The sequence below is a fragment of the Serratia sp. CY55921 genome, assembly GCF_052167655.1.
Classification (GTDB): Bacteria; Pseudomonadota; Gammaproteobacteria; order Enterobacterales; family Enterobacteriaceae; genus Serratia; species Serratia ureilytica.
Genome location: NZ_JBJNMU010000008.1, coordinates 60041 through 81858, shown reverse-complemented (window position 1 = coordinate 81858; position 21818 = coordinate 60041). Strand labels below are relative to the sequence as shown.

At 60.4% G+C, this 21818-nt stretch carries 24 protein-coding genes; 12 read left to right on the top strand and 12 right to left on the bottom strand.

What is annotated here, in order from left to right; genetic code table 11:
* Nucleotides 1-93: 93 nt before the first annotated feature.
* Entirely contained in the window at nt 94-1278 is a 1185-nt protein-coding gene (gene emrD / locus ACJ8M3_RS23110) for a multidrug efflux MFS transporter EmrD (protein WP_096242678.1), read from the bottom strand.
* A 298-nt stretch (nt 1279-1576) separates the two neighbouring features.
* Between emrD and ACJ8M3_RS23105 the strand changes: the two genes are divergently transcribed.
* Nucleotides 1577-2188, top strand: a complete 612-nt coding sequence (locus ACJ8M3_RS23105; protein ID WP_089197550.1) for a helix-turn-helix transcriptional regulator — start codon at nt 1577-1579, stop codon at nt 2186-2188.
* A 3-nt stretch (nt 2189-2191) separates the two neighbouring features.
* Nucleotides 2192-2938: a ferredoxin--NADP(+) reductase gene (fpr, locus tag ACJ8M3_RS23100; RefSeq protein ID WP_089197551.1), complete on the top strand. Its 747-nt coding sequence runs from the start codon at nt 2192-2194 to the stop codon at nt 2936-2938.
* A gap of 11 nt (nt 2939-2949) precedes the next feature.
* On the opposite strand, the gene ACJ8M3_RS23095 is transcribed toward fpr, so the two are convergent.
* Nucleotides 2950-3369 (bottom strand): DUF805 domain-containing protein, encoded by a 420-nt coding sequence (locus tag ACJ8M3_RS23095; RefSeq protein WP_016929710.1) that lies wholly within the window; start codon nt 3367-3369, stop codon nt 2950-2952.
* Nucleotides 3370-3568: 199 nt separating this feature from the next.
* On the opposite strand from ACJ8M3_RS23095, the gene ACJ8M3_RS23090 reads away from it, so the two are divergent.
* Both ACJ8M3_RS23090 and tpiA read left to right on the top strand, forming a co-directional pair.
* Entirely contained in the window at nt 3569-4153 is a 585-nt protein-coding gene (locus tag ACJ8M3_RS23090) for a DUF1454 family protein (protein ID WP_033652211.1), read from the top strand.
* A gap of 127 nt (nt 4154-4280) precedes the next feature.
* Nucleotides 4281-5048 carry a triose-phosphate isomerase gene (tpiA, locus tag ACJ8M3_RS23085; protein ID WP_033652212.1) on the top strand — a complete coding sequence of 256 codons (768 nt, stop codon included), beginning with the start codon at nt 4281-4283 and terminating at the stop codon, nt 5046-5048.
* A gap of 65 nt (nt 5049-5113) precedes the next feature.
* Here tpiA and ACJ8M3_RS23080 read toward each other — a convergent pair whose 3' ends face one another.
* From ACJ8M3_RS23080 to cpxP, 4 genes are all read right to left on the bottom strand, one after another.
* Nucleotides 5114-6103, bottom strand: coding sequence for a sulfate ABC transporter substrate-binding protein (locus ACJ8M3_RS23080; protein ID WP_033645235.1), 990 nt, complete (start codon nt 6101-6103; stop codon nt 5114-5116).
* A 183-nt stretch (nt 6104-6286) separates the two neighbouring features.
* Entirely contained in the window at nt 6287-7249 is a 963-nt protein-coding gene (gene pfkA, locus ACJ8M3_RS23075; RefSeq protein ID WP_004931116.1) for a 6-phosphofructokinase, read from the bottom strand.
* Nucleotides 7250-7480: 231 nt separating this feature from the next.
* A complete protein-coding gene (gene fieF / locus ACJ8M3_RS23070) occupies nt 7481-8383 on the bottom strand; it encodes a CDF family cation-efflux transporter FieF (protein ID WP_033631333.1) in 903 nt (300 codons plus the stop codon).
* A gap of 131 nt (nt 8384-8514) precedes the next feature.
* Nucleotides 8515-8994: a cell-envelope stress modulator CpxP gene (gene cpxP / locus ACJ8M3_RS23065; RefSeq protein WP_004931122.1), complete on the bottom strand. Its 480-nt coding sequence runs from the start codon at nt 8992-8994 to the stop codon at nt 8515-8517.
* 148 nt (nt 8995-9142) lie between these two features.
* Between cpxP and cpxR the strand changes: the two genes are divergently transcribed.
* The 5 genes from cpxR to ACJ8M3_RS23040 all read left to right on the top strand — a co-directional run bounded on the left by cpxR (nt 9143) and on the right by ACJ8M3_RS23040 (nt 13360).
* Nucleotides 9143-9841, top strand: a complete 699-nt coding sequence (gene cpxR / locus ACJ8M3_RS23060; RefSeq protein ID WP_004931124.1) for an envelope stress response regulator transcription factor CpxR — start codon at nt 9143-9145, stop codon at nt 9839-9841.
* Complete coding sequence (cpxA, locus tag ACJ8M3_RS23055) at nt 9838-11232, top strand: envelope stress sensor histidine kinase CpxA (protein WP_015379421.1); 1395 nt, start codon at nt 9838-9840, stop codon at nt 11230-11232. The genes cpxR and cpxA overlap by 4 nt, the downstream gene beginning before the upstream one ends.
* 43 nt (nt 11233-11275) lie before the next feature.
* Nucleotides 11276-11749, top strand: coding sequence for a tRNA (uridine(34)/cytosine(34)/5-carboxymethylaminomethyluridine(34)-2'-O)-methyltransferase TrmL (gene trmL, locus ACJ8M3_RS23050; protein ID WP_033645205.1), 474 nt, complete (start codon nt 11276-11278; stop codon nt 11747-11749).
* Nucleotides 11750-11810: 61 nt separating this feature from the next.
* Nucleotides 11811-12584 (top strand): CHAD domain-containing protein, encoded by a 774-nt coding sequence (locus ACJ8M3_RS23045; RefSeq protein WP_089197552.1) that lies wholly within the window; start codon nt 11811-11813, stop codon nt 12582-12584.
* Between the two features lie 104 nt (nt 12585-12688).
* Entirely contained in the window at nt 12689-13360 is a 672-nt protein-coding gene (locus ACJ8M3_RS23040) for a DUF3313 domain-containing protein (RefSeq protein WP_033645203.1), read from the top strand.
* 61 nt (nt 13361-13421) lie between these two features.
* On the opposite strand, the gene cysE is transcribed toward ACJ8M3_RS23040, so the two are convergent.
* From cysE to ACJ8M3_RS23015, 5 genes are all read right to left on the bottom strand, one after another.
* A complete protein-coding gene (gene cysE, locus ACJ8M3_RS23035) occupies nt 13422-14243 on the bottom strand; it encodes a serine O-acetyltransferase (RefSeq protein ID WP_025304676.1) in 822 nt (273 codons plus the stop codon).
* Between the two features lie 106 nt (nt 14244-14349).
* Entirely contained in the window at nt 14350-15369 is a 1020-nt protein-coding gene (gene gpsA / locus ACJ8M3_RS23030; protein ID WP_033645202.1) for an NAD(P)H-dependent glycerol-3-phosphate dehydrogenase, read from the bottom strand.
* Nucleotides 15369-15839, bottom strand: a complete 471-nt coding sequence (secB, locus tag ACJ8M3_RS23025; RefSeq protein WP_004931139.1) for a protein-export chaperone SecB — start codon at nt 15837-15839, stop codon at nt 15369-15371. Before secB ends, gpsA begins: the two co-directional genes overlap by 1 nt.
* A 57-nt stretch (nt 15840-15896) precedes the next feature.
* Complete coding sequence (grxC, locus tag ACJ8M3_RS23020) at nt 15897-16145, bottom strand: glutaredoxin 3 (protein ID WP_004931142.1); 249 nt, start codon at nt 16143-16145, stop codon at nt 15897-15899.
* A 28-nt stretch (nt 16146-16173) separates the two neighbouring features.
* Nucleotides 16174-16608: a rhodanese-like domain-containing protein gene (locus tag ACJ8M3_RS23015; RefSeq protein WP_033645201.1), complete on the bottom strand. Its 435-nt coding sequence runs from the start codon at nt 16606-16608 to the stop codon at nt 16174-16176.
* A gap of 297 nt (nt 16609-16905) precedes the next feature.
* On the opposite strand from ACJ8M3_RS23015, the gene gpmM reads away from it, so the two are divergent.
* Genes gpmM through ACJ8M3_RS23000 form a run of 3 tightly spaced genes read left to right on the top strand, consistent with a single transcriptional unit; the run spans nt 16906 to nt 20750 of the window.
* The gene (gene gpmM / locus ACJ8M3_RS23010; RefSeq protein ID WP_033645200.1) at nt 16906-18450 is read left to right on the top strand and encodes a 2,3-bisphosphoglycerate-independent phosphoglycerate mutase; all 1545 of its coding nucleotides are present in this window, start codon (nt 16906-16908) and stop codon (nt 18448-18450) included.
* A gap of 9 nt (nt 18451-18459) precedes the next feature.
* The gene (gene envC, locus ACJ8M3_RS23005; protein ID WP_028128084.1) at nt 18460-19794 is read left to right on the top strand and encodes a murein hydrolase activator EnvC; all 1335 of its coding nucleotides are present in this window, start codon (nt 18460-18462) and stop codon (nt 19792-19794) included.
* A gap of 2 nt (nt 19795-19796) precedes the next feature.
* Nucleotides 19797-20750 carry a divergent polysaccharide deacetylase family protein gene (locus ACJ8M3_RS23000; RefSeq protein ID WP_046687967.1) on the top strand — a complete coding sequence of 318 codons (954 nt, stop codon included), beginning with the start codon at nt 19797-19799 and terminating at the stop codon, nt 20748-20750.
* A gap of 40 nt (nt 20751-20790) precedes the next feature.
* Here ACJ8M3_RS23000 and tdh read toward each other — a convergent pair whose 3' ends face one another.
* A complete protein-coding gene (tdh, locus tag ACJ8M3_RS22995) occupies nt 20791-21816 on the bottom strand; it encodes an L-threonine 3-dehydrogenase (RefSeq protein WP_033645198.1) in 1026 nt (341 codons plus the stop codon).
* Nucleotides 21817-21818: the final 2 nt, after the last annotated feature.

Here is a 21818-nt window from a genome sequence, read left to right as displayed (position 1 = left end):
TTGATTTTCGGCTAATAACCACAAAGGGGGAGAAAAACCACGCTTTTTCTTCCCTTTGTCAACGGTATGAGGGCGCCGAATGGCGCCCTGTCGTTATGCGGTATGTCCTTGATGCTGCATGCGATTGGACAGCGGCCACCAGCACAGCAGGATCAGCAGCGCCATCGCGAACATCAGCAAGCCGAGGCTGAACTGCCCGGTTTGCGGCAGCATGGCGGAAAGCCAGGTCGCCAGACCGGACCCCATGTTCTGCATGCCGCCCACCAATGCGCCCGCCGCGCCGGCCAGGTAAGGGAACGGCTCCATCGCCCCGGTGGTCGCCAGCGGGAACAGCATGCCGGCGCCGAAGAAGAACAATGCGGCCGGCACGATCAGCGTCCAGATGTTCATTACGCCGAACCAGCCCGGGATCCACATCATCGCTCCCGCCAGCAGGCAGCTAATCACCGAATGCCACATCAGGGTGTGGAAGGTCTTGCCGTCGCGCCCGGCGTACCAGGCGCCGAAAAACGCCGCCGGGATCGGCAGAATGAACAGGATACTGACGGTCAGGCCGCTCAGCCCCAACACACCGCCCATCAACACGCCGCAGCTGGCTTCAAATACCGCAATCCCCGCCAGCGCGCCGATCAGCATCACCAGATAGCAGCTGAAGGTGCTGTCGCTCAGCAGCTGGCGGAAACTAGCCAGCATGCGGCGTTTTTCCGTCTGGACCGGACGGGTCTCCGGCAGCCAGCGGAACATCGCGAAGGCGACGCAGGCGCACAGCGCCAGCAGGAAGGCATAGCAGGCTCGCCAGCCGAACACCATCGCCAGCGCGCCGCCGATCACCGGCGCCAACAGCGGGCTGACCAAAATCCCCATATTCAGCAGGCTGTTGGCATAGCGCAGCGCGGTGCCGGCATACAAATCGCGCGGCATGGTGCGCGCCATCACGCCCGCCACGCCGGTGCCCATGCCCTGGATGGCGCTGGCGGCGACCAGCATCGTCAGGTTGGTGGACAGCAGCGCGCCCAGCGCCCCCACCAGGAAGATCATCATGCCGGTCAGGATCACCGGACGGCGCCCGATACGATCCGATATCGGCCCGTAAATCAGCTGGGAGAAACCGTAGGTCAGCAAATACGCCGCCATCACCCGCTGCACGGCGCCGGTGCGCACCGACAGATCGTGAGCGATGTCAGCAATAACGGGAACATAAATGGTTTGCGCCATCTGGCCGACGGCGACCAACAGGATAAGCATCACCAGCAGGTGAAAGTTCTCTAGTTTTCTCATTATCTTCGTTAACGTTTCAACTCGTCACAGCGTCCCGGTATGGCCGTTGCAGCAGCCAGAACGGCGAGCAGCCCTCTATGGCGGCATAAGCTAATCAAATCTGATTTTTTTAGCGAGTTTCAGACAAATATTGATCCAGGTCACACTGGCAGCAAACCCGACCAGGCTCGTAAATTAAACTGTACGTCTAACGCTTTGGGGGTAAAAATTAGCGCGTTTGCAGTAGCTGCGCTTTAGCATTTAATCGATAATTATTTTCATCAACTTGAAATAAAATAACACCATAGGGATTTGGTTCATGAAAACACCTGAGCTGATTTTATTGCAGTTAAAGGCTCTCGGCCCGCACTCCGCCAAAATGCTGGCGGAGCGTCTGGACATCACGCCGATGGGCATCCGACAACATCTGCAATCCCTGGAAAAACGTGAGCTGGTTTGTTACGAAGAAGCGCGCAGCAAGGTCGGCCGCCCGACGCGCTACTGGTCGCTGACCGAGCGGGGGCACGCCTACACGGCCGACGATCAGGAGCGACTGCGGGAATCCGCGCTGCAGCTGTTTGGCGGCGCCGGCGTGGAACCGTTGCTCATCGCGCGCGAAGAGAAGCTTTATCTGCGCTATGCCGAAGAGCTGTCCGCCGAGCGCAGCCATCAGGATCGGCTAACCCGCCTGGTTCGCCTGCGGCAACACGACGGTTACATGGCCGAATTGCTCGATCATCCGCACGGTGCGCTGCTGGTGGAAAACCACTGTCCGATCGGCGTGGCCGGTTCCAACTGCAGCAGCCTGTGCAATTCCGAGCTGCAGCTGTTTCACCGGCTGTTCGGCAACGACTACCGGGTAGAGCGCACCGCGCACGCCATTTCCGGCTCACGACATTGTGCTTATTTGATTCGACCACGGGAGCTTTAGAGTATGGCTGAATGGGTAAACGGCAAGGTTACGCAGGTAAAACAATGGACCGACGGGCTGTTCAGCCTGGTGGTCAATGCCCCCATCGATCCTTTCACCGCCGGGCAATTCGCCAAGCTGGCGCTGGAGATCGACGGTGAACGGGTGCAGCGCGCCTACTCCTACGTCAATGCCCCCGATGACGCCAACCTGGAGTTCTATCTGGTCACGGTGCCGGAAGGCAAACTGAGCCCGCGCCTCAATCAGCTGCGGCCGGGATCGGACCTGATGGTGACCAAAGAAGCCGCTGGCTTCTTCGTGCTGGACGAGGTGCCCGACTGCGACACGCTGTGGATGCTGGCGACCGGCACCGCCATCGGCCCCTATTTATCGATTCTGCAGCAAGGTGCCGGCCTGGAGCGCTTTAACAACCTGGTGCTGGTGCACGCCGCGCGTTTTGCGCGCGACCTGAGCTACCTGCCGCTGATGCAGCAACTGCAGCAACGCTACAACGGCAAGCTGCGCATCCAGACCGTCGTCAGCCGTGAAGAGACGCCCGGCTCACTGACCGGCCGTGTACCGGCGCTGATCGAGGACGGCCGACTGGAAGCGGCGATCGGCTTAGCCATCGACGCCGAAACCAGCCACGTGATGCTGTGCGGCAACCCGCAAATGGTGCGAGATACGCAGCAAACGCTGAAAGACCAACGCCAGATGCGCAAGCACCTGCGCCGCAAGCCGGGCCATATCACCAGCGAACACTACTGGTAACCCGGCGGGGATCAGCGGAACTTCACCGGTTCGGCTTCCGGGCCGAACCGGTTGTCTCCCGGCGTGCCGACGAAGGCACCCAAATCGATCATCATCATCACGATAATCAGCGTCGGAATGAAACGCCCGACGCCCCATTGCCAGATCGGCGCCAGCATCTGCCAGTTCCCCGCCGCCAGCATCCACGCCAGGATCAGCAGCAGCGCCCACCAGCCGGCCTTGTTGCGATCGTGCAGGCGCTTGACCAGCACCGCCGCCGTCGGCCACAGCAGCGCCACGATAAAGAAAGCGATGGATTGGATGGCGATCAGCTGATAGTTGGCCAGCGTAAACGCCGCCGCCATCAGCACCAGCCACAGCCCCATCCAGATCCAGAAGTCGCGCCGCCCGATGCGGCCCTTAAAAGAAAAACACCACTGTTGTAACGTCATCGATTCCTGCGCTCTAAGCCTGCCCATATTCTGCGCCGCAGTGTAACATAGGCGCTGCCGGGCCGAGTTTTCCGCCTCGCATAACGCGGCGCGCCGCACAGCTTTCTCGTCAGCGAACCGATAATGGCGTGGGATCTTTGACAAGGCCTGCGGGTTATCGCTTTAATCGGAGCCATCTTTGTCCTTGATGCCATACGCCATGCTGAGAAAAACCCTCGCCATCGCCTGCCTGCTGCAGGCCGCCGCCAGCGCCTGGGCCGAACCGCCCGCCGCCGAAGCGAAACCGACCGCGCCTTACCTGCTGGCCGGCGCGCCGACGTTCGACCTGACGGTGATCAAATTCCGCGAAAAGTACAACCGCGACAACCCGAAGCTGCCGATTGGCGAATTCCGCGCCATTCCCGCCGCCGAAGACGATTCGCCGCTGCTGACGCGCGCCGCCAGTAAACTCAACGAAAACCTGTACGCCTCCACCGCACTGGAGAAAGGTACCGGTAAAATCAAAACGTTGCAGATCACACATCTGCCGCTGCAGCAGGCCAATGAAGAAAAAGCCGCGCGCACCATCGCCATCAACTACATGGCGGCGCTGATGCGTCAGTTCGAACCGGCGCTGACGGTGGAACAGAGTCAGAACAAGGTGAACAGCCTGCTGGAAAAAGGCAAAGGATCGCGTTTTTACCAACAGCAAGTCGGCGCCATTCGCTATGTCGTCTCGGACAACGGCGATAAAGGGGTCACCTTCGCGGTTGAACCGATTAAGCTGGCGCTTTCCGAGCCGTAACGGCGCGGCATTTAATGACGAAAAGCAAAGCCTTCGCGCTTAATGATCTCTATACTGTTGGGCAGGTAAACTGCCGGTCCGGCAGTTGTCATTTCGACTCTCGCGTTCCCTAGTTGGAGGAAAAAACATGCGTCATCCATTAGTTATGGGTAACTGGAAGCTTAACGGCAGCACCCACATGGTCAACGAACTGATCGCCGGTCTGCGCAGTGAGCTGAGCAGCGTTGACGGCTGTGGCGTCGCCATCGCCCCGCCGGTGATGTATCTGGATCAGGCCAAGCACGCGCTGGCCGGCAGCCGCATCGCGCTGGGCGCGCAGAACGTGGACGTTAACCTGTCCGGCGCCTTCACCGGTGAAGTTTCCGCCAACATGCTGAAAGACGTCGGTGCTCAGTACATCATCATCGGCCACTCCGAGCGTCGCACCTACCACAAAGAAAGCGACGAAGTGATCGCCGAGAAATTCGCCGTGCTGAAAGAAGCCGGTCTGATCCCGGTGCTGTGCATCGGTGAAACCGAAGCGGAAAACGCAGCGGGCAAAACCGAAGAAGTGTGTGCGCGCCAGATCGACGCCGTACTGAAAACGCTGGGCGCACCGGCGATGAAAGGCACCGTGATCGCCTATGAGCCGGTCTGGGCCATCGGTACCGGCAAATCCGCCACCCCTGCGCAAGCGCAGGCCGTGCACAAATTTATCCGCGATCACATCGCCAAACACGATGCCGCGGTCGCCGCTGAAATCATCATCCAGTACGGCGGTTCGGTGAACGACAAGAACGCCGCAGAGCTGTTCTCCCAGCCGGACATCGACGGCGCGCTGGTGGGCGGCGCCTCGCTGAAAGCCGACGCTTTCGCCGTGATCGTCAAAGCCGCTGCCGCAGCGAAAAAAGCCTGATTGTCTTAGGCTTGCCATAAAAAAACCCCGGCAAGCCGGGGTTTTTTATTGCCGCTCAAACGGGATCAGCGTTTGCTTATCTCGTCGAAGACGCCGCCGGTGGCGAAGTGCACCTTCTGCGCTTCGGTCCAACCGCCGAAGGTGTCATCCACGGTGAACAGCTTCAGCTGCGGGAACTGGCCGGCGAACTTGGCCGCCACCGCCGCATCGCGCGGGCGATAATAGTGCTGCGCCGCAATAGTCTGCCCTTCCGGCGAATACAGATACTTCAGGTAGGCGGTCGCCACGTCGCGGGTGCCGCGTTTATCGACCACCTTATCCACCACCGACACCGTCGGTTCGGCCAGAATCGATTCGCTCGGGGTGATGATCTCGAACTTGTCTTTGCCCAGCTCTTTCTCCGCCAGCAGCGCTTCGTTTTCCCAGGCGATCAGCACGTCGCCGATGCCGCGCTCAACGAAGGTGTTGGTCGAGCCGCGCGCGCCGGAATCCAGCACTTCTACGTTCTTGTACAGGTCTTTGACGAACGCCTGCGCCTTGGCCTTATCGTTGTTGTTGTGATGCAACGCGTAGCCCCAGGCGGCGAGGTAGTTCCAGCGGGCGCCGCCGGAGGTTTTCGGATTCGGGGTGATCACCGACACGCCCGGCTTGATCAAGTCAGGCCAGTCATGAATTTGTTTCGGGTTGCCTTTGCGCACCAGGAAGACGATGGTCGACGTGTAAGGCGCCGAGTTGTCCGGCAGGCGTTTTATCCAGTCTTTCTCAATGCGCCCGCGTTCGGCGATGGCGTCGACGTCATAGGCCAACGCCAGCGTCACCACGTCGGCCTCGATGCCGTTGATCACCGAAGTCGCCTGTTTGCCGGAGCCGCCGTGCGACTGACGCACCGTCACCTTGTCGCCGGTTTCCGCCTGGTAGTGCTTGCTGAATGCCGTGTTGTAAGCCTGATAGAACTCACGCGTCGGATCGTATGACACGTTCAGCAACTGAATATCCTTCGCCATGGCGCCGGACGCCAACAGCACCAATGTCAGACCTACACCCCATTTACGCATCGACAGGCTCTCCCAGAAAATTAACGCAACCTCAATCGGTTGATTTAGCATCAGAGCCTGCCAGAAACTTTCCCGGCAATTAAAGAATAAAAAATTTTGGGCTAGATGATTCTGGAATATGTCACCGGCGAGCATAAAAAAGCCCCCGCAAGCGGAGGCTTTCGGCGCGCGGTGAGCGGCGAATCAGTACAGCTTTTTCGCCGTTTCCAGCCAGTCGCCCTTGAACGGACGCTTCATGTTTTCGATCGCGTCGATGATGTCGTGATGCACCATCTTTTCGTTCTGGATACCGACGCAGCGGCCGCCGTAACCCTGCAGCAGCAGTTCGATGGCGTAGGCGCCCATGCGCGAGGCCAGGATGCGGTCATAGGCGACCGGTGAACCGCCGCGTTGAATGTGGCCCAGCACGGTAGCGCGGGTTTCACGCTTGGTTTCCTGCTCGATGTGGCGCGCCAGCTCATCGATATCGCAGATGTGCTCGGTGATCGCTACGATGGCGTGCTTTTTGCCCTTGGCGATACCGGCCTTGATTTCGCACACCAGATCTTCGCGATTGAATTCGATTTCAGGCAGCACGATGAATTCGCAGCCGCCGGCAATCGCCGCCGCCAGCGTCAGATCGCCGCAGTAACGGCCCATCACTTCCACGATAGAGATGCGCTGGTGCGACGAGGAGGTATCGCGCAGGCGGTCGATCGCTTCCACCACGGTTTCCAGCGCGGTGAAGTAACCGATGGTGTAGTCGGTACCGGCGACATCGTTATCGATGGTGCCTGGCAGGCCGATGCACGGGAAGCCTTCTTCCGTCAGGCGTTTGGCGCCCATGTAGGAACCGTCGCCGCCGATCACCACCAGCGCGTCGATACCGCGATTCTTCAGGTTTTCAATCGCCTTGGCGCGCACGTTTTCATCCCTGAATTCCGGGAAGCGGGCAGAGCCGAGGAAGGTGCCGCCGCGATTGATCATGTCGGACACGCTATAGCGGTCCAGCTGCTCCATGCGATCTTCGTACAAGCCAAGGTAGCCATCGTAAATACCAAAAACTTCCAGACCTTCTGAAAGCGCAGAACGCACAACGCCGCGGATTGCAGCGTTCATACCCGGCGAATCACCGCCGCTCGTCAGTACACCGATTTTCTTGATCATGACTACCTCTGAACTGTGTAGATGCAATTTCTTAAGAATTCTGTCTCCGCCGATCGTCTTGAAACCTCTCCGGCTGCAGAAAACCAGCTTTACGGCTTATTGCTGGATATTATATCAAAAACACCCAGCTGAATTGATTCAAGTCACGCAATATAACGGTTAAAACACCGCATGGCACGCTGAGCTAACTCAGATATTCATGATAATACGTTGCGCTATGCCTCTATATGATTATAGCTCCCAATGCCCCTGCCTACCCGGCGGCACCACGGAGCACGGATCCAGGTGAATGATGACGTCCGCCCCTGCAAAACGTTGCCGCAGGGCTTGTTCCACCTGATCGGCCAACCGGTGCGCCTCGCGCAGCGGCAGCGTGTCCTCCATCTCCAGATGCAGCTGGATGAAACGCGTCGGCCCCGACTGACGCGTGCGCAGATCGTGTGCGCCTTTCACGCCGGGCCAGGAGGAAACCACGGCGATAATCGCCTGGCGTTCGTCATCCGGCAACGCCCGATCCAACAGCGACTGCACCGCTTCATAGCCCATGCGCAACGCGCTATAGAGGATGTAAACGCCGATGCCCAGCGCGAACAACGCATCCGCCCGTTGGAAGCCGTACCAGCTTAGCCCAAGAGCGATAAGAATAGCACCATTCATCATGACATCTGACTGATAATGCAGCATATCTGCGCGTACGGCCTGACTGCGCGTTTTTCTGACCACCCAGCGTTGATAGGTGACCAGAATCAGCGTGCTGACCAACGCGATCACCGTCACCACGACCCCGACGCCGGGATCGCGCAGCGTTTGCGGCGCATACAGGTGCTGGAAGCCGGTGAGGAACAAAAACAGGGCGGAGCCGGAAATAAACATGCTTTGCGCCAGCGCCGCCAGCGATTCCGCTTTGCCGTGGCCGAAGGTGTGCTCGGCATCGGCCGGCTGTAGCGAATAGCGCACCACCAGAAGGTTGGTCAGCGAGGCGGCGATATCGACCAACGAATCCACCAGCGCCGCCAACAGGCTGACCGAACCGGTGTGGTACCAGGCGACGATTTTAATCAACAGCAGCGACGACGCCAGCGCGGTTGCGGCCAACGCGGCGGACTTTACCAGGCGTGCATAGCGCTGTTCCATAAGGGGTCCCGGCCAAAAGGTGTGGCGCTCAATATAGCGAAATGTCGGATAAAAAAAACCCCGCCATCATGGCGGGGAAGACAGGGATGGTGTCTATGGCAAGGAAAAACAGGGGACTACTCAGTCGTACTTCACTTCTGGGCAGAAGCTTGCTGCAAACCAGAAATTTGTTGCTCCATCTGCTGCATGCGCTGCTGATGTTTCTGGTCTAAAACACTTTTTTGCTCTGGCGTCAGCAGGTTATACATTTGGTTGCGCACCCGGGCCATTTCGACCTGGCGCTTGACCTGCTGTTGGGCCATCTTTTCCGCCTGGGCGTACACGGCGGCTTCGTCAAATTTCTCTGCGGTCACCAGTTTATGCATGGCTTCCATTTCAGCTACATTGACACCAGGCAGATCGTGCCGGGCCTGGCGCATCAAATCGCGCATTTGCTGGCGCTGCTGTTCGCTGAGGCTGACACCGTCGAACATATGGTGCTGGCCGGGTATTCGGGTCATCGCGTCGTTGCCGGGAGGTTGGGCTGTGTCCGGTATAGTGTCGGCAGCGAAGGCAGCGGTCGAACCAATTGCCAGCAGTGATGCCATAACTAATGCGGTCACCTTACGCATTTCAACTCCTCAAGCTTTCTCACTTTGCGAATCAACGAGGAGCAGTGTACCGCCACACCTGAAAACCTGCGTCAGTGCATGTAAAACTACGTAAAGTCATGGAATGGCAACAGTTGATGACGTATTTTGCGTCTGGAGGTAAATCATAATGAACAAGATTCTGTTAGTTGACGACGACCGCGAGTTGACCTCGCTGTTAAAAGAACTGCTTGAAATGGAAGGTTTTAATATCGTCGTCGCGCACGATGGCGAGCAGGCGTTGTCGCTGCTGGACAGCTCCGTCGATCTGCTGCTGCTCGACATCATGATGCCGAAGAAAAACGGCATCGATACGCTGAAAGAACTGCGCCAACATCACCAAACGCCGGTCATCATGCTGACCGCGCGCGGCAGCGAGCTGGACCGCGTGCTGGGCCTGGAGCTGGGCGCCGATGATTACCTGCCGAAACCCTTCAACGATCGCGAGCTGGTCGCGCGCATTCGCGCCATTCTGCGCCGTTCTAACTGGAGCGAACAGCAGCAACAGGTCGACAGCGGCGCCCCGACGCTGGATGTCGATGGCCTGCAGCTGAACCCCGGCCGCCAGGAGGCCAGCTTCGACGGCCAGGTGCTGGATCTGACCGGCACCGAGTTCACCCTGCTGTATCTGCTGGCGCAGCATCTCGGCCAGGTGGTGTCGCGCGAACTGCTGAGCCAGGAAGTGCTGGGCAAACGCCTGACTCCGTTCGATCGCGCTATCGACATGCACATCTCCAACCTGCGGCGTAAGCTGCCGGATCGCAAAGACGGGCATCCGTGGTTCAAAACCCTGCGCGGGCGTGGTTATTTGATGGTATCTGCAACATGATCAACAGTTTGACGGCACGCATCTTCGCCATTTTCTGGTTCACGTTAGCCCTGGTGCTAATGCTGGTGCTGATGGTGCCCAAGCTCGACTCCCGCCAAATGACCTCGCTGCTCGACAGCGAGCAGCGGCAGGGGTTGATGCTGGAACAGCACGTCGAGGCCGAGCTGCAAAACGATCCGGCCAACGATCTGATGTGGTGGCGCCGCCTGTTCCGCGCCATCGACAAATGGGCACCGCCGGGCCAACGCCTGCTGCTGGTCACCAGCGAAGGCCGGGTGATCGGCGCGCAGCGCAACGAAATGCAGATAGTCCGCAACTTCATCGGCCAATCCGATAACTCGGATCATCCGAAGAAGAAAAAATACGGCCGCGTCGAGCTGGTCGGGCCGTTCGCGGTGCGCGACGGCGAAGACAACTACCAGCTGTACCTGATCCGTCCCGCCAACAGCCCGCAATCCGATTTCATCAACCTGATGTTCGACCGGCCGCTGCTGCTGCTGATCGTCACCATGCTGATCAGCGCCCCGCTGCTGCTGTGGCTGGCCTGGAGCCTGGCGAAGCCGGCGCGCAAGCTGAAGAACGCCGCCGATGACGTGGCGCGCGGCAACCTGAAGCAGCATCCGGAGCTGGAGGCCGGTCCGCAGGAGTTCCTGGCCACCGGCGCCAGCTTCAACCAAATGGTCAGCGCGCTGGAGCGCATGATGAACGCGCAGCAGCGGCTGATCTCGGACATCTCGCACGAGCTGCGCACGCCGCTGACTCGCCTGCAGCTGGCCACCGCGCTGATGCGCCGCCGCCACGGCGAAGGCCATGAACTGGCGCGCATCGAAACCGAAGCGCAGCGGCTGGATTCGATGATCAACGATCTGCTGGCACTGTCGCGCGGGCAGCAGAAGGGCGAGCTGGCGCGCGAGCAGTTGAAGGCCAACGAACTGTGGGCCGACGTGCTGGACAACGCCCGTTTCGAAGCGGAACAGATGGGCAAGCAGTTGGAGATCGCTGCGCCGCCCGGCCCGTGGACGCTGTTCGGCAACGCGAGCGCGCTGGACAGCGCGTTGGAAAACATCGTGCGCAACGCCCTGCGTTATTCGCACACCCGCATCGCCGTGGCGTTCAGCGCCGACAATCAGGGCGTGACCATCCAGGTTGACGACGACGGCCCCGGCGTCAGCGCCGAAGATCGCGAGCAGATTTTCCGCCCGTTCTACCGCACCGATGAGGCGCGCGACCGTGAGTCCGGCGGCACCGGCCTTGGCCTGGCTATCGTCGAGGCGGCGGTCAATCAGCATCGCGGCTGGGTGAAGGCCGAAGACAGCCCGCTTGGCGGTCTGCGGCTGGTGCTGTGGCTACCGCTGCATCATCAACGCCTATCGTCTAAGACAGAACAGTAAGAGTTTGCTATCCTGCGCCCCTCGTTCACGAGGGGCCTGCAACATGCTGAACATCGTTTTATTTGAACCCGAAATTCCACCCAATACCGGCAATATCATCCGCCTGTGCGCCAATACCGGCTTTAATCTGCATCTGATCGAACCGCTGGGTTTTCCGTGGGACGACAAGCGTCTGCGCCGCGCCGGGCTGGATTACCATGAGTTCACCCGCGTCCACCGTCATGCCGACTACGCCGCTTTTCTCGCCGCCGAGGATCCGCAACGGCTGTTTGCTCTCACGACCAAAGGCACGCCGGCGCACAGCGCCGTCAGCTATCAGGCCGGCGACTACCTGCTGTTCGGCCCGGAAACGCGCGGGTTGCCCGCCGACATCCTCGATGCACTGCCCGCGCAGCAAAAAATCCGCATCCCGATGCAGGCGCAAAGCCGCAGCATGAACCTGTCGAATGCCGTCGCGGTGGTGGTTTATGAAGCCTGGCGGCAGTTGGACTATGCCGGCGCGCTGATCAAGGCGTAATCGGCAACCACGCGCCATACTGAAGGAGGCATCGTTGCGATGCTCTCTCCAGGAACGGCACATGGCTTTCGTCGAGGATATTGTCACCCAGCTTCGCCGGCTCGAGTCGGCGCTGAACGAGGCGCTACAGCGGCTGCAACAGGCGCCGGACAGCGAAGCGCTGCACGATTTGCGCGTCAGTCTGCGCCGTATCCGCAGCCTGCTGCGCCCGTTGCACGGTTGCCCCGGCGCAACGCGGCTCGATCGGGCCGCCGCCCAGTTGGGCAGGCTCACGACGCCGCTGCGCGATCTCGAGGTGCTGATCGCCGAACTGGCGCACCATCATCTGGATTGGCAGGCCAACGTGCGCCAGAGCGATTTTCAGGCCCGCTGCCGCCAACTGCTCGCCAACCCGCAGCTCATCAGCTTCCCTTCGCTATTGCACGCCTGGCCGCACCACTTTCGCCGCACCGCGCAACGCGCCGCCAAACACCGTGTGAACCGACACCTGCAGCGCCAGCAACGGCAATTGCGCCGGGCATTGGCTGATACCGGCTACGATCGCCACCGTCTGCGGCTGCTGGTTAAACGCCTGCGTTACGCGGCCGAAGCCTACCCGCAACGCCTTCCCCTTTCTCCCGCCGCGATGGCGAGCCTGAAAGCGGCGCAAAATGCCCTCGGTGATTGGCACGACCGGGAGGTTTGGTGCCTGCAAGCCGAACATCAGGCGGATCTCTGGCCATTGTTGCCACAGTGGCAAGCTGAGCTACGCCTGACGCTGGCCAGAGCGGATGCCTCACTCGCCGCCTTATCACCGACGCTGGCGACAAAAACCGGCGGCGCATCACGATCCTGAAAAAAGGCCGCGACAGGGCACGCCCGGCCCCGAAAATGCCCGCTACGCCGCAGATAATGCGCTATGTTTTGTAAGGGTAATCACCACTCATCATAGGAAACCACATGAAAAAACAACGCTTGAGCGTTGCCATGGCCGTTCTGGCAGCGGGCCTGTTGCTGGCGGGCTGTTCGTCCAAAGTCACCCAAACGTCGCAATATTCGGGCTTCTTGTCCGATTACAGCAAACTGCAGGAAACCACCTCGCCAAGCGGTCATAAAACGCTGCGCTGGGTAGATCCGAGCTACAAGGAATCCAACTATCGCGGCATCTATTTCCAACCGGTGGTCTATTTCCCGGCGGAGAAACCCACGGCGCGCGTCAGCCAGGACACGTTGAACAAGATTAAGGCCTACGCGACCCAGCGGATCAAAACCGCGCTGCAGAACCGCTTTACCATTCTGCCAAGCCCGGCGGGCTCGCGCGTGCTGGTGGCCAAACTCGCCATCACCGCCGTTTCGGCCGAAAACGAAGACATGAAGTTCTATGAGGTGGTGCCGGTCGCTGCGGTGGTTGCCAGCACCATGGCGGCTACCGGGCACCGGACGCAAAATACCGCGCTGTATATCGAAGGCGAGTTGATCGACCAGGATACCGGTAAAACGGTGATGGAAGTGGTGCGCAAGGCCTACGGTAAAACCGTCAACAACGACAGCACGCCGGTCACGGCGGATGACGTCAAGGCGGCGATCGACGATATCGTTACCGATATCACCCAGTTCCCGAAACAGGGCTGACCGCCGCTTGAAAAACACAGGGGGAGCCGAAGCTCCCCCTGAATGGACCCGCAGGCACGGCTTAGATGCCGTCGCCGTACTCGAATCCGTGGTTGGTGCCGTTGAAGTATTGATCCATATCCATCGACGGCGTATCGCTCTCCGGGCGCCCGACGATACGCGCCGGTACGCCGGCGGCAGTGGTATGCGGCGGCACCGCCTGCAAGACCACCGAGCCCGCGCCAATCTTGGCGCCCTTGCCCACTTCGATATTGCCGAGAATTTTGGCGCCGGCGCCAATCATCACCCCTTCGCGGATTTTCGGGTGACGGTCGCCGCTGGTTTTACCGGTACCGCCCAGGGTGACCGACTGCAGAATAGAAACGTTGTTTTCCACCACCGCCGTTTCACCAATCACGATGCCGGTGGCGTGGTCGAGCATGATGCCGCAGCCGATGGTCGCCGCCGGGTGGATGTCTACGCCGAAGGCGACGGAAATTTGATTTTGCAGGTAGATCGCCAGCGCTTGCCGCCCTTGCTGCCACAGCCAGTGGCCGATGCGGTAAGCCTGCAGCGCGTGGAACCCTTTCAGGTAAAGCAGCGGCGTGGAGTATTTATCGACCGCCGGGTCACGCAGCCGCACCGCGAGAATATCGCGCGCCGCCGAAACGATCATCTGATTGTCGGACTTGTAGGCCTCTTCCACCACCTCGCGCACCGCGATGGCGGGCATGATCGGCGTCGCCAGCTTGTTGGCCAACATATAGCTGAGCGCGCTGCCCAGGTTCTCATGCTTGAGCAACGTCGCATGGAAAAAGCTGGCCAGCATCGGTTCACAATCAGCCAGTGCTCGCGCTTCTGATTTAATGCTGTTCCAGACCTGTTCCAACTCTTCTGACGACATCACATACCCCTTTGCCTTGCCAAACGGGCCGCTTCACACGGTGGCGCGGAGCGGCCCAGGTCATTTGCGGGGTCAGCATTCCGCTGCCCCGACATATCGTTTTATGTCACGCGCTGGGTTTTTCGTCCTTTCGGGCTCGCCCCAGCAGGCTCAGCGCCGCTTCGCGGGCGTCCTTGTGGCAGTAAAGCACCTGATAGATCTGTTCGGTGATCGGCATTTCAACGCCGTGCCGCTGCGCCAACGCCAACACCTCTTTGGTATTGCGATAGCCCTCGACCACCTGACCGATGCTGTCCTGCGCTTCCTGCACGCCTTTGCCCTGCCCCAGCATAATGCCGAAGCGGCGGTTGCGCGACTGGTTGTCCGTGCAGGTTAGCACCAGATCCCCCAGCCCCGCCATGCCCATGAACGTCGAAGGATCGGCGCCCAGCGCAGAACCCAGACGGCTCATTTCCGCCAGCCCACGCGTAATCAACGCGGTGCGGGCGTTGGCGCCGAAACCGATGCCGTCGGACATGCCGGCGCCGATGGCGATCACGTTCTTCACCGCGCCGCCAAGCTGAACGCCGATGAAGTCGGGATTGCTGTAGACGCGGAAGCTCTTGCCGCAGTGCAGCAGCTGTTGCAGATCGTCGGCGAACTGCGCATCGGTCGCCGCCAGCGCAATCGCCGTCGGCAGGCCGGCGGCCAGCTCTTTGGCGAACGTCGGCCCGGAGAGCACCGCCAGCGGGATCGCCTCGCCCAACGCCTCACGCGCCACGTCCTGCAGCAACCGACCGGTTTCCGCTTCCAATCCCTTGGTGGCCCACACGATGCGGGCGTCCGGGCGCAGATGCGGCTTCAGCTGGCGCAACACGTCGCCGAACACATGGCTCGGCACCACCACCAGCACGTCGCGGCTGGCGGCCAGCGCACGCGCCAAATCGGCTTCAAGCAGCAGGGTATCGGGGAAAGGAACGTCGGGCAGAAACGCCTGATTGCAGCGATCGCGCTGCAACGTTTGAATTTGCGCGGGGTTATGCCCCCACAACACCACGGTGTGGCCGTTACGCGCCAGCGTGATGGCCAATGCGGTGCCGTACGAGCCGGCACCGATGACAGTCATTGAAGCATTGACGGTGTTCATCAGGCATCCTGATGTGGTGCGGCACCTTCGCCTTCCGCCTGCTGCTGCAGATAGTTCATGAACAGCGCGTCAAAGTTGACCGGTGCCAGGTTCAGCTGCGGGAATGTGCCGCGGGAAACCAGGCTGGTGATGCACTCGCGCGCATACGGGAACAAGATGTTCGGGCAGTATGCGCCCAGGCAATGCGCCAGCTGCGTGCCTTCGATGCCTGCTACCGAGAAGATGCCCGCCTGTTGCACTTCGCACAGGAACGCCGTCTCTTCGCCCAGGGTCGCCGTCACGGTTACGCGCAGTACCACTTCATACACTTCGTCAGCCAGTTGGCTGGACGCGGTATCCAGATCAAGTTTAACTTCCGGCTGCCATTCCTGCTGGAAAACCTGCGGCGCGTTCGGCGCTTCGAAGGAGATGTCCTTGGTATAAATACGTTGGATCTGGAAAGCCATTTCAGTGCTGTTTTGTTCTGACATGTGAGTAATACCCTTGGTTAAACGTCCTTATTGACACTCGGTGAACCGGCAAGCTGCTTAAAGCAGCGGATCCAGGCCGCCGCGAGCATCGAGTTCATATAAATCATCACAGCCGCCGATATGCCGGCCGTCGATGAAAATCTGCGGCACGGTGGTGCGCCCGCTGCGCTCGATCATCACTTCGCGCTTGGCGTTATCGCCATCGATGGCGATCTCGTTAAACGCCGCGCCCTTGCTGTTCAACAGCGCCTTGGCGCGATGGCAGAACGGGCAAGTCGCTTTGGTGTAGATATCAATGTTAGCCATGGATTGCCACCTCAAATAGGTTTAACGGTTACTTGCCGCGCACCAGCGGCAGGTTTTCTCCGCTCCAGCCGGCGATGCCGTCTTTCAGCATCGTCACCTTTTCAAAACCGGCCTTGCTCAGGTTCTCCGCCGGTTCGCGGGAGGCGGTGCCGTTGGCGCACACGACGATGATCGGCTGCGCTTTGTGTTTTTCCAGCTCGCCCAGGCTGCCGCTTTTGATTTCGCTGGCGGTCAGGTTGATGGCGCTGGCCAGGTGACCACGGCGAAAATCGTCGCGGCTGCGGGTGTCGACCACCACGGCATCTTCTTTGTTGATCAGGCGGATAGCTTCACCGCGAGCGATCTCTTTGACCTTGGAGAAACGGCTTTTGAAGGTCATGACGATCACGGCGACCAGCAGAGCGATCCAAGCCAGGCTCAGAATAGGGTGTCTGCTTACGAATGGCATAATTTCTTGCAGCATGGGGTGTAACAACTCCCGTCAGTTAAGGGATAAATAAGTCAAGGTTCCAGAGTATACCTGCCGAGTGCGGCAAATACAGCCAATAAGCAAGCGCGATTGTAGAAACTGCGGGCTGCGCTGAGAAATTCCCGAGGTCAGAGCATAAAAGCCCGCGCGATTCGCCGCAACCTTGATCTCTTTGGGCTATTTATCGCCGGCGGCGGTGTAAAATCAGCCGGTTTTTCGAGGGCGAACAGCCATGCTTCCGGCGGGCGCATGGCTATTCGCAGCTTAAAAAGTTCATAAGAGGTCAATGCAATGTCGAGCAACAAAAAACCGATGGTACTGGTGATCCTGGACGGTTACGGCCACCGTGAAGAGCGGCAGGACAACGCGATCCTGAACGCCGGCACCCCGGTGATGGATCGCCTGTGGCGGGAGCAGCCGCATACGCTGATCGCCGCTTCAGGACTGGATGTCGGCCTGCCCGACGGCCAAATGGGCAACTCCGAAGTCGGCCACGTCAACCTGGGCGCCGGGCGCATCGTATACCAGGATCTGACCCGGCTGGACAAAGCGATCGCCGACGGCGACTTCTTCGCCAATCCGGTCCTGACCGCCGCCGTCGATAAGGCCGTGGCGGCCGGCAAAGCGGTGCATATCATGGGCCTGCTGTCGCCGGGCGGCGTGCACAGCCACGACGAGCACATCCTGGCCATGATTAAACTGGCCGCCCGGCGCGGCGCCAAAGCCGTCTATCTGCATGCCTTCCTCGACGGACGCGACACGCCGCCGCGCAGCGCCGAAGCCCCGTTGCAGCGCTGCCGCGAGGCCTTCGCCACGCTGGGCGTCGGGCGCATCGCTTCACTCATTGGGCGCTACTACGCCATGGATCGCGACAACCGTTGGGATCGCGTGCAGCTGGCCTATGACCTGCTGACCGCGGCTAAAGGCGACTACGTGGCCGACGATGCGGTAGCCGGTTTGCAGGCCGCCTACCAGCGCGGTGAAAACGACGAGTTCGTCAAACCGACCGTCATTCGCGCCGCCGGCGAGGCCGATGCCGCGATGCAGGACGGCGATGCGTTGATCTTCATGAACTTCCGCGCTGACCGCGCGCGCCAGATCACCCGCGCCTTCGTGAACGCGGATTTCGACGGTTTCCCACGCGCCAAACAGGTGCAGTTCGGCGATTTCGTGATGCTGACCGAGTACGCCGCCGACATCGACACCGCCTGCGCCTATCCGCCGGCGTCGCTGGCCAACACCTTCGGCGAATGGCTGATGAAGCACGACAAAACCCAGCTGCGCATCTCGGAAACCGAAAAATACGCCCACGTCACCTTCTTCTATAACGGCGGCGTGGAAGCGCCGTTCAAAGGGGAAGACCGCGTGCTGGTCAATTCGCCGAAGGTCGCCACCTACGATCTGCAGCCTGAGATGAGCGCCGCCGAACTGACCGACAAACTGTTGACCGCCATCCGCAGCGGCAAATACGACGCCATTATCTGCAACTACCCGAACGGCGACATGGTGGGGCATACCGGTGTGTATGAAGCGGCGGTCAAAGCGGTGGAAACGCTGGACGCCTGCATCGCCCAGGTGGTTGACGCGGTGCGCGACGTCGACGGTCAGTTGCTGATCACCGCCGATCACGGCAACGCCGAGCAGATGCGCGATCCGGCCACCGGCCAGGCGCATACCGCCCACACCAGCCTGCCGGTGCCGCTGATTTACGTCGGCAAACCGGCGCAGGCGGTCGAAGGCGGCAAGCTTTCGGACATCGCGCCAACCCTGTTAACGCTGATGGGAATGGAAATCCCGCAAGAGATGACTGGTAAGCCGCTGTTCATCGTGGAATAATCCTTCTCCATGAGGGAGAAGGCGTTTTTTGCACTATCAAGGGTAACCCGAAGCGCAAACGCAGGCAGCCGGCCGCTGCCTGAACGCACCGCGCCAAGGACGTTCACCGCCATGTGCGCCAGCGTATTTTGCGCTGGCGTCTTGCTGTTGCCGCTCGCCGGCCAGGCGGCGGAAGACAATAAATCCCAGCTGAAAGACATTCAGCAGAGCATCGCCGAGAAAGAAAAAGCGGTGAAGCAGCAGCAACAGCAGCGCAGCTCGCTGCAGGATCAGCTGCGGCAGCAGGAAAAAACCATCGCTCAGGCCAGCCGCCAGTTGCGCGACACCCAGGGCACGCTCACCCAGTTGGGCAAGGACATTTCCGGCCTGAACGCCTCGATCGCCAAGCTGCAAAAGCAGCAATCGACCCAGCAAAACCTCCTCGCCAAACAGCTCGACGCCGCCTTCCGGCAAGGGCAACACAGCGCCGTGCAGCTGATCCTCAGCGGTGAAGAAAGCCAGCGCAGCGAACGTATTCTGGCCTATTTCGGTTATCTGAACGAAGCGCGCCAGAAAACCATCGAAGAGCTGAAACAGACCCGCGCCGAGCTAGCGAAGCAAAAAACCACGCTGGTGGCCAAACAGGGCCAGCAAAAATCCTTACTGAGCGAACAACAGACGCAGCAGCAGAAGCTGGAGCAGGCGCGCGGCGCCCGCAAGAAAACGCTGACCGCGCTGGAAGCCTCGCTGGAAAAAGACCAACAACGCCTGGTGGAACTGCGCCAAAACGAAGCCCGCATGCGCGACAAGATCGCCCGGGCGGAGCGCGAAGCCCGTGCGCGCGCCGAACGCGAAGCGCGTGAAGCGGCCAAGGTGCGCGAACAGGTGCGCATCAAGGAACAGCAGGCGAAGAAAACCGGCACCACCTACAAACCTAGCGAAGCCGATCGCTCGCTGATGGCGCGAACCGGCGGCCTCGGTCGCCCGGCCGGCCAGCTGATGTGGCCGGTGCGCGGCCGCACGCTGCACGGCTTTGGCGAGCAGCAGCAGGGCGAGCTACGCTGGAAAGGCATGGTGATCGAAGCCCGCGAAGGCAGCGAAGTGAAAGCCGTCGCCGATGGCCGCGTGCTGCTGGCCGACTGGCTGCAAGGCTATGGCCTGATGGTGGTGGTCGAACACGGTAAAGGCGACATGAGCGTGTACGGCTATAACCAAAGCGCGTTGGTCAACGTCGGGGCGCAGGTGCGCGCCGGCCAGCCGATCGCTCTGGTCGGCACCAGCGGCGGCCAGGGAACGCCGTCGCTCTATTTCGAAATCCGTCGTCAGGGACAGGCGGTTAACCCACTGCCGTGGTTGGGAAGATAGATTTGCGCTATGTCAAAACCCGTACAGCTCTGTTAATAGGCTGTCTGCTGCAGGTTTACGCTGCGCAGGCAGGGAAACTCTCCATCGTCATCGACGACGTGGGCTACCGCCCTCACGAAGAAAACGCGGTGCTGCAAATGCCGACGGCGATCTCGGTCGCGGTATTGCCCAACGCGCCGCATGCCCGCCTGATGGCCACCCGCGCCCACAGCCAGGGCCGCGAAGTCTTGATCCACATGCCGATGGCGCCGCTCAGCAAGCAGCCGCTGGAACGCGATACCCTGCAGCCCTCCATGAGCAGCGACGAGATCCAGCGCATCATCCGCAATGCGGTGAACAACGTGCCCTACGCGGTCGGCATGAACAACCACATGGGCAGCGCCATGACCTCCAGCCTGCCGGGCATGCAGAAAGTGATGCAGGCGCTCGAAAGCTACCGCCTGTACTTCCTCGACAGCATGACCATCGGTAACAGCCAGGCGACCCGCGCCGCGGCCGGCACCGGCGTGAAGGTGATCAAACGCAAGGTGTTCCTCGACGATACCGCGAACGAAGCCGACATCCGCCGCCAGTTCAACCGCGCGGTCGAATTGGCGCGGCGCAACGGCTCCGCCATCGCCATCGGCCACCCACGCCCGGCGACGGTGAAAGTGCTGCAGCAGATGCTGCCGTCGCTGCCCGCCGATATCGTGCTGGTCAAACCGAGCGCGCTGCTGAACGAACCACAGGGCAACGGCGGCGGCAGCTACGTCCCACCGCCGGTCAAACCGCAAAAACCGCAGCCGAAAAATCCGTTCAGCGGCGGCATCAAGCAGTGCAAGGTCAAACCGCCGAAGGAAAAAGCCAACGCCGGCACCGCGCTGGGCGTCATCGCCGACAGCATTGCCACCTCGCCGCCGGTGACCTTCATCAAGCGTCATTGGCAACACTGGACGCAAGCCAAACCGCAAGCATAAAAAAAGGCCGGAATTCCGGCCTTTTTCACGTCTGCCGAGATTAATCCCAGCTCAGCACCACTTTACCCGACTTGCCGGAGCGCATGGCGTCGAAGCCCTGCTGGAACTCGTCGATCGAGAAACGGTGGGTGATGATTGGGGTCAAATCCAGGCCGGACTGGATCAGCGCCGCCATCTTGTACCAGGTTTCGAACATTTCGCGGCCGTAAATCCCTTTGATAAACAGCCCTTTGAAGATGACCTGGTTCCAGTCGATCGACATATCCGAAGGCGGAATGCCCAGCATGGCGATGCGTCCGCCGTGGTTCATGGCATTGAGCAGCGTGCGGAACGCCGGCGGCGCGCCGGACATTTCCAGACCGACGTCGAATCCTTCGGTCATACCCAGCTCGGCCATCACGTCGTTGAGGTTTTCCTTACTGACGTTCACCGCGCGGGTCACGCCCATCTTGCGCGCCAGTTCCAGACGGTATTCGTTAACGTCGGTGATCACCACATGGCGGGCGCCGACGTGTTTGCACACCGCCGCCGCCATGATGCCGATCGGGCCGGCGCCGGACACCAGCACGTCTTCCCCGACCAGATCGAACGACAGCGCAGTGTGTACCGCGTTACCGAACGGATCGAAGATCGAAGCCAGTTCGTCGGAGATGTTATCCGGGATCTTGAAGGCGTTGAACGCCGGGATCACCAGGTATTCCGCGAAGCTGCCCGGACGGTTCACGCCCACGCCGATGGTGTTGCGGCACAGGTGCGTGCGGCCGCCGCGGCAGTTGCGGCAGTGGCCGCAGGTGATGTGGCCTTCGCCGGACACGCGATCGCCGATGCTGAAGCCTTTGACTTCCTGACCGATCGCCACCACTTCGCCCACGTATTCATGGCCGACCACCATCGGAACCGGAATGGTTTTTTGCGACCACTCGTCCCAGTTGTAGATATGCACATCGGTGCCGCAGATCGCGGTTTTGCGGATTTTGATCATGATGTCGTTGTGGCCCAGCTCCGGCTGAGGCACGTCGGTCATCCAAATCCCTTCTTCCGCTTTCAGTTTTGACAGTGCTTTCATGG

Excerpts from the sequence above, each read along its gene's own strand:
- emrD (WP_096242678.1), bottom strand. The coding sequence starts at position 1,278 with ATGAGAAAACTAGAGAACTTTCACCTGCTGGTGATGCTTATCCTGTTG.
- ACJ8M3_RS23105 (WP_089197550.1), top strand. The coding sequence starts at position 1,577 with ATGAAAACACCTGAGCTGATTTTATTGCAGTTAAAGGCTCTCGGCCCG.
- fpr (WP_089197551.1), top strand. The coding sequence starts at position 2,192 with ATGGCTGAATGGGTAAACGGCAAGGTTACGCAGGTAAAACAATGGACC.
- ACJ8M3_RS23095 (WP_016929710.1), bottom strand. The coding sequence starts at position 3,369 with ATGACGTTACAACAGTGGTGTTTTTCTTTTAAGGGCCGCATCGGGCGG.
- ACJ8M3_RS23090 (WP_033652211.1), top strand. The coding sequence starts at position 3,569 with ATGCTGAGAAAAACCCTCGCCATCGCCTGCCTGCTGCAGGCCGCCGCC.
- tpiA (WP_033652212.1), top strand. The coding sequence starts at position 4,281 with ATGCGTCATCCATTAGTTATGGGTAACTGGAAGCTTAACGGCAGCACC.
- ACJ8M3_RS23080 (WP_033645235.1), bottom strand. The coding sequence starts at position 6,103 with ATGCGTAAATGGGGTGTAGGTCTGACATTGGTGCTGTTGGCGTCCGGC.
- pfkA (WP_004931116.1), bottom strand. The coding sequence starts at position 7,249 with ATGATCAAGAAAATCGGTGTACTGACGAGCGGCGGTGATTCGCCGGGT.
- fieF (WP_033631333.1), bottom strand. The coding sequence starts at position 8,383 with ATGGAACAGCGCTATGCACGCCTGGTAAAGTCCGCCGCGTTGGCCGCA.
- cpxP (WP_004931122.1), bottom strand. The coding sequence starts at position 8,994 with ATGCGTAAGGTGACCGCATTAGTTATGGCATCACTGCTGGCAATTGGT.
- cpxR (WP_004931124.1), top strand. The coding sequence starts at position 9,143 with ATGAACAAGATTCTGTTAGTTGACGACGACCGCGAGTTGACCTCGCTG.
- cpxA (WP_015379421.1), top strand. The coding sequence starts at position 9,838 with ATGATCAACAGTTTGACGGCACGCATCTTCGCCATTTTCTGGTTCACG.
- trmL (WP_033645205.1), top strand. The coding sequence starts at position 11,276 with ATGCTGAACATCGTTTTATTTGAACCCGAAATTCCACCCAATACCGGC.
- ACJ8M3_RS23045 (WP_089197552.1), top strand. The coding sequence starts at position 11,811 with ATGGCTTTCGTCGAGGATATTGTCACCCAGCTTCGCCGGCTCGAGTCG.
- ACJ8M3_RS23040 (WP_033645203.1), top strand. The coding sequence starts at position 12,689 with ATGAAAAAACAACGCTTGAGCGTTGCCATGGCCGTTCTGGCAGCGGGC.
- cysE (WP_025304676.1), bottom strand. The coding sequence starts at position 14,243 with ATGTCGTCAGAAGAGTTGGAACAGGTCTGGAACAGCATTAAATCAGAA.
- gpsA (WP_033645202.1), bottom strand. The coding sequence starts at position 15,369 with ATGAACACCGTCAATGCTTCAATGACTGTCATCGGTGCCGGCTCGTAC.
- secB (WP_004931139.1), bottom strand. The coding sequence starts at position 15,839 with ATGTCAGAACAAAACAGCACTGAAATGGCTTTCCAGATCCAACGTATT.
- grxC (WP_004931142.1), bottom strand. The coding sequence starts at position 16,145 with ATGGCTAACATTGATATCTACACCAAAGCGACTTGCCCGTTCTGCCAT.
- ACJ8M3_RS23015 (WP_033645201.1), bottom strand. The coding sequence starts at position 16,608 with ATGCTGCAAGAAATTATGCCATTCGTAAGCAGACACCCTATTCTGAGC.
- gpmM (WP_033645200.1), top strand. The coding sequence starts at position 16,906 with ATGTCGAGCAACAAAAAACCGATGGTACTGGTGATCCTGGACGGTTAC.
- envC (WP_028128084.1), top strand. The coding sequence starts at position 18,460 with ATGAGGGAGAAGGCGTTTTTTGCACTATCAAGGGTAACCCGAAGCGCA.
- tdh (WP_033645198.1), bottom strand. The coding sequence starts at position 21,816 with ATGAAAGCACTGTCAAAACTGAAAGCGGAAGAAGGGATTTGGATGACC.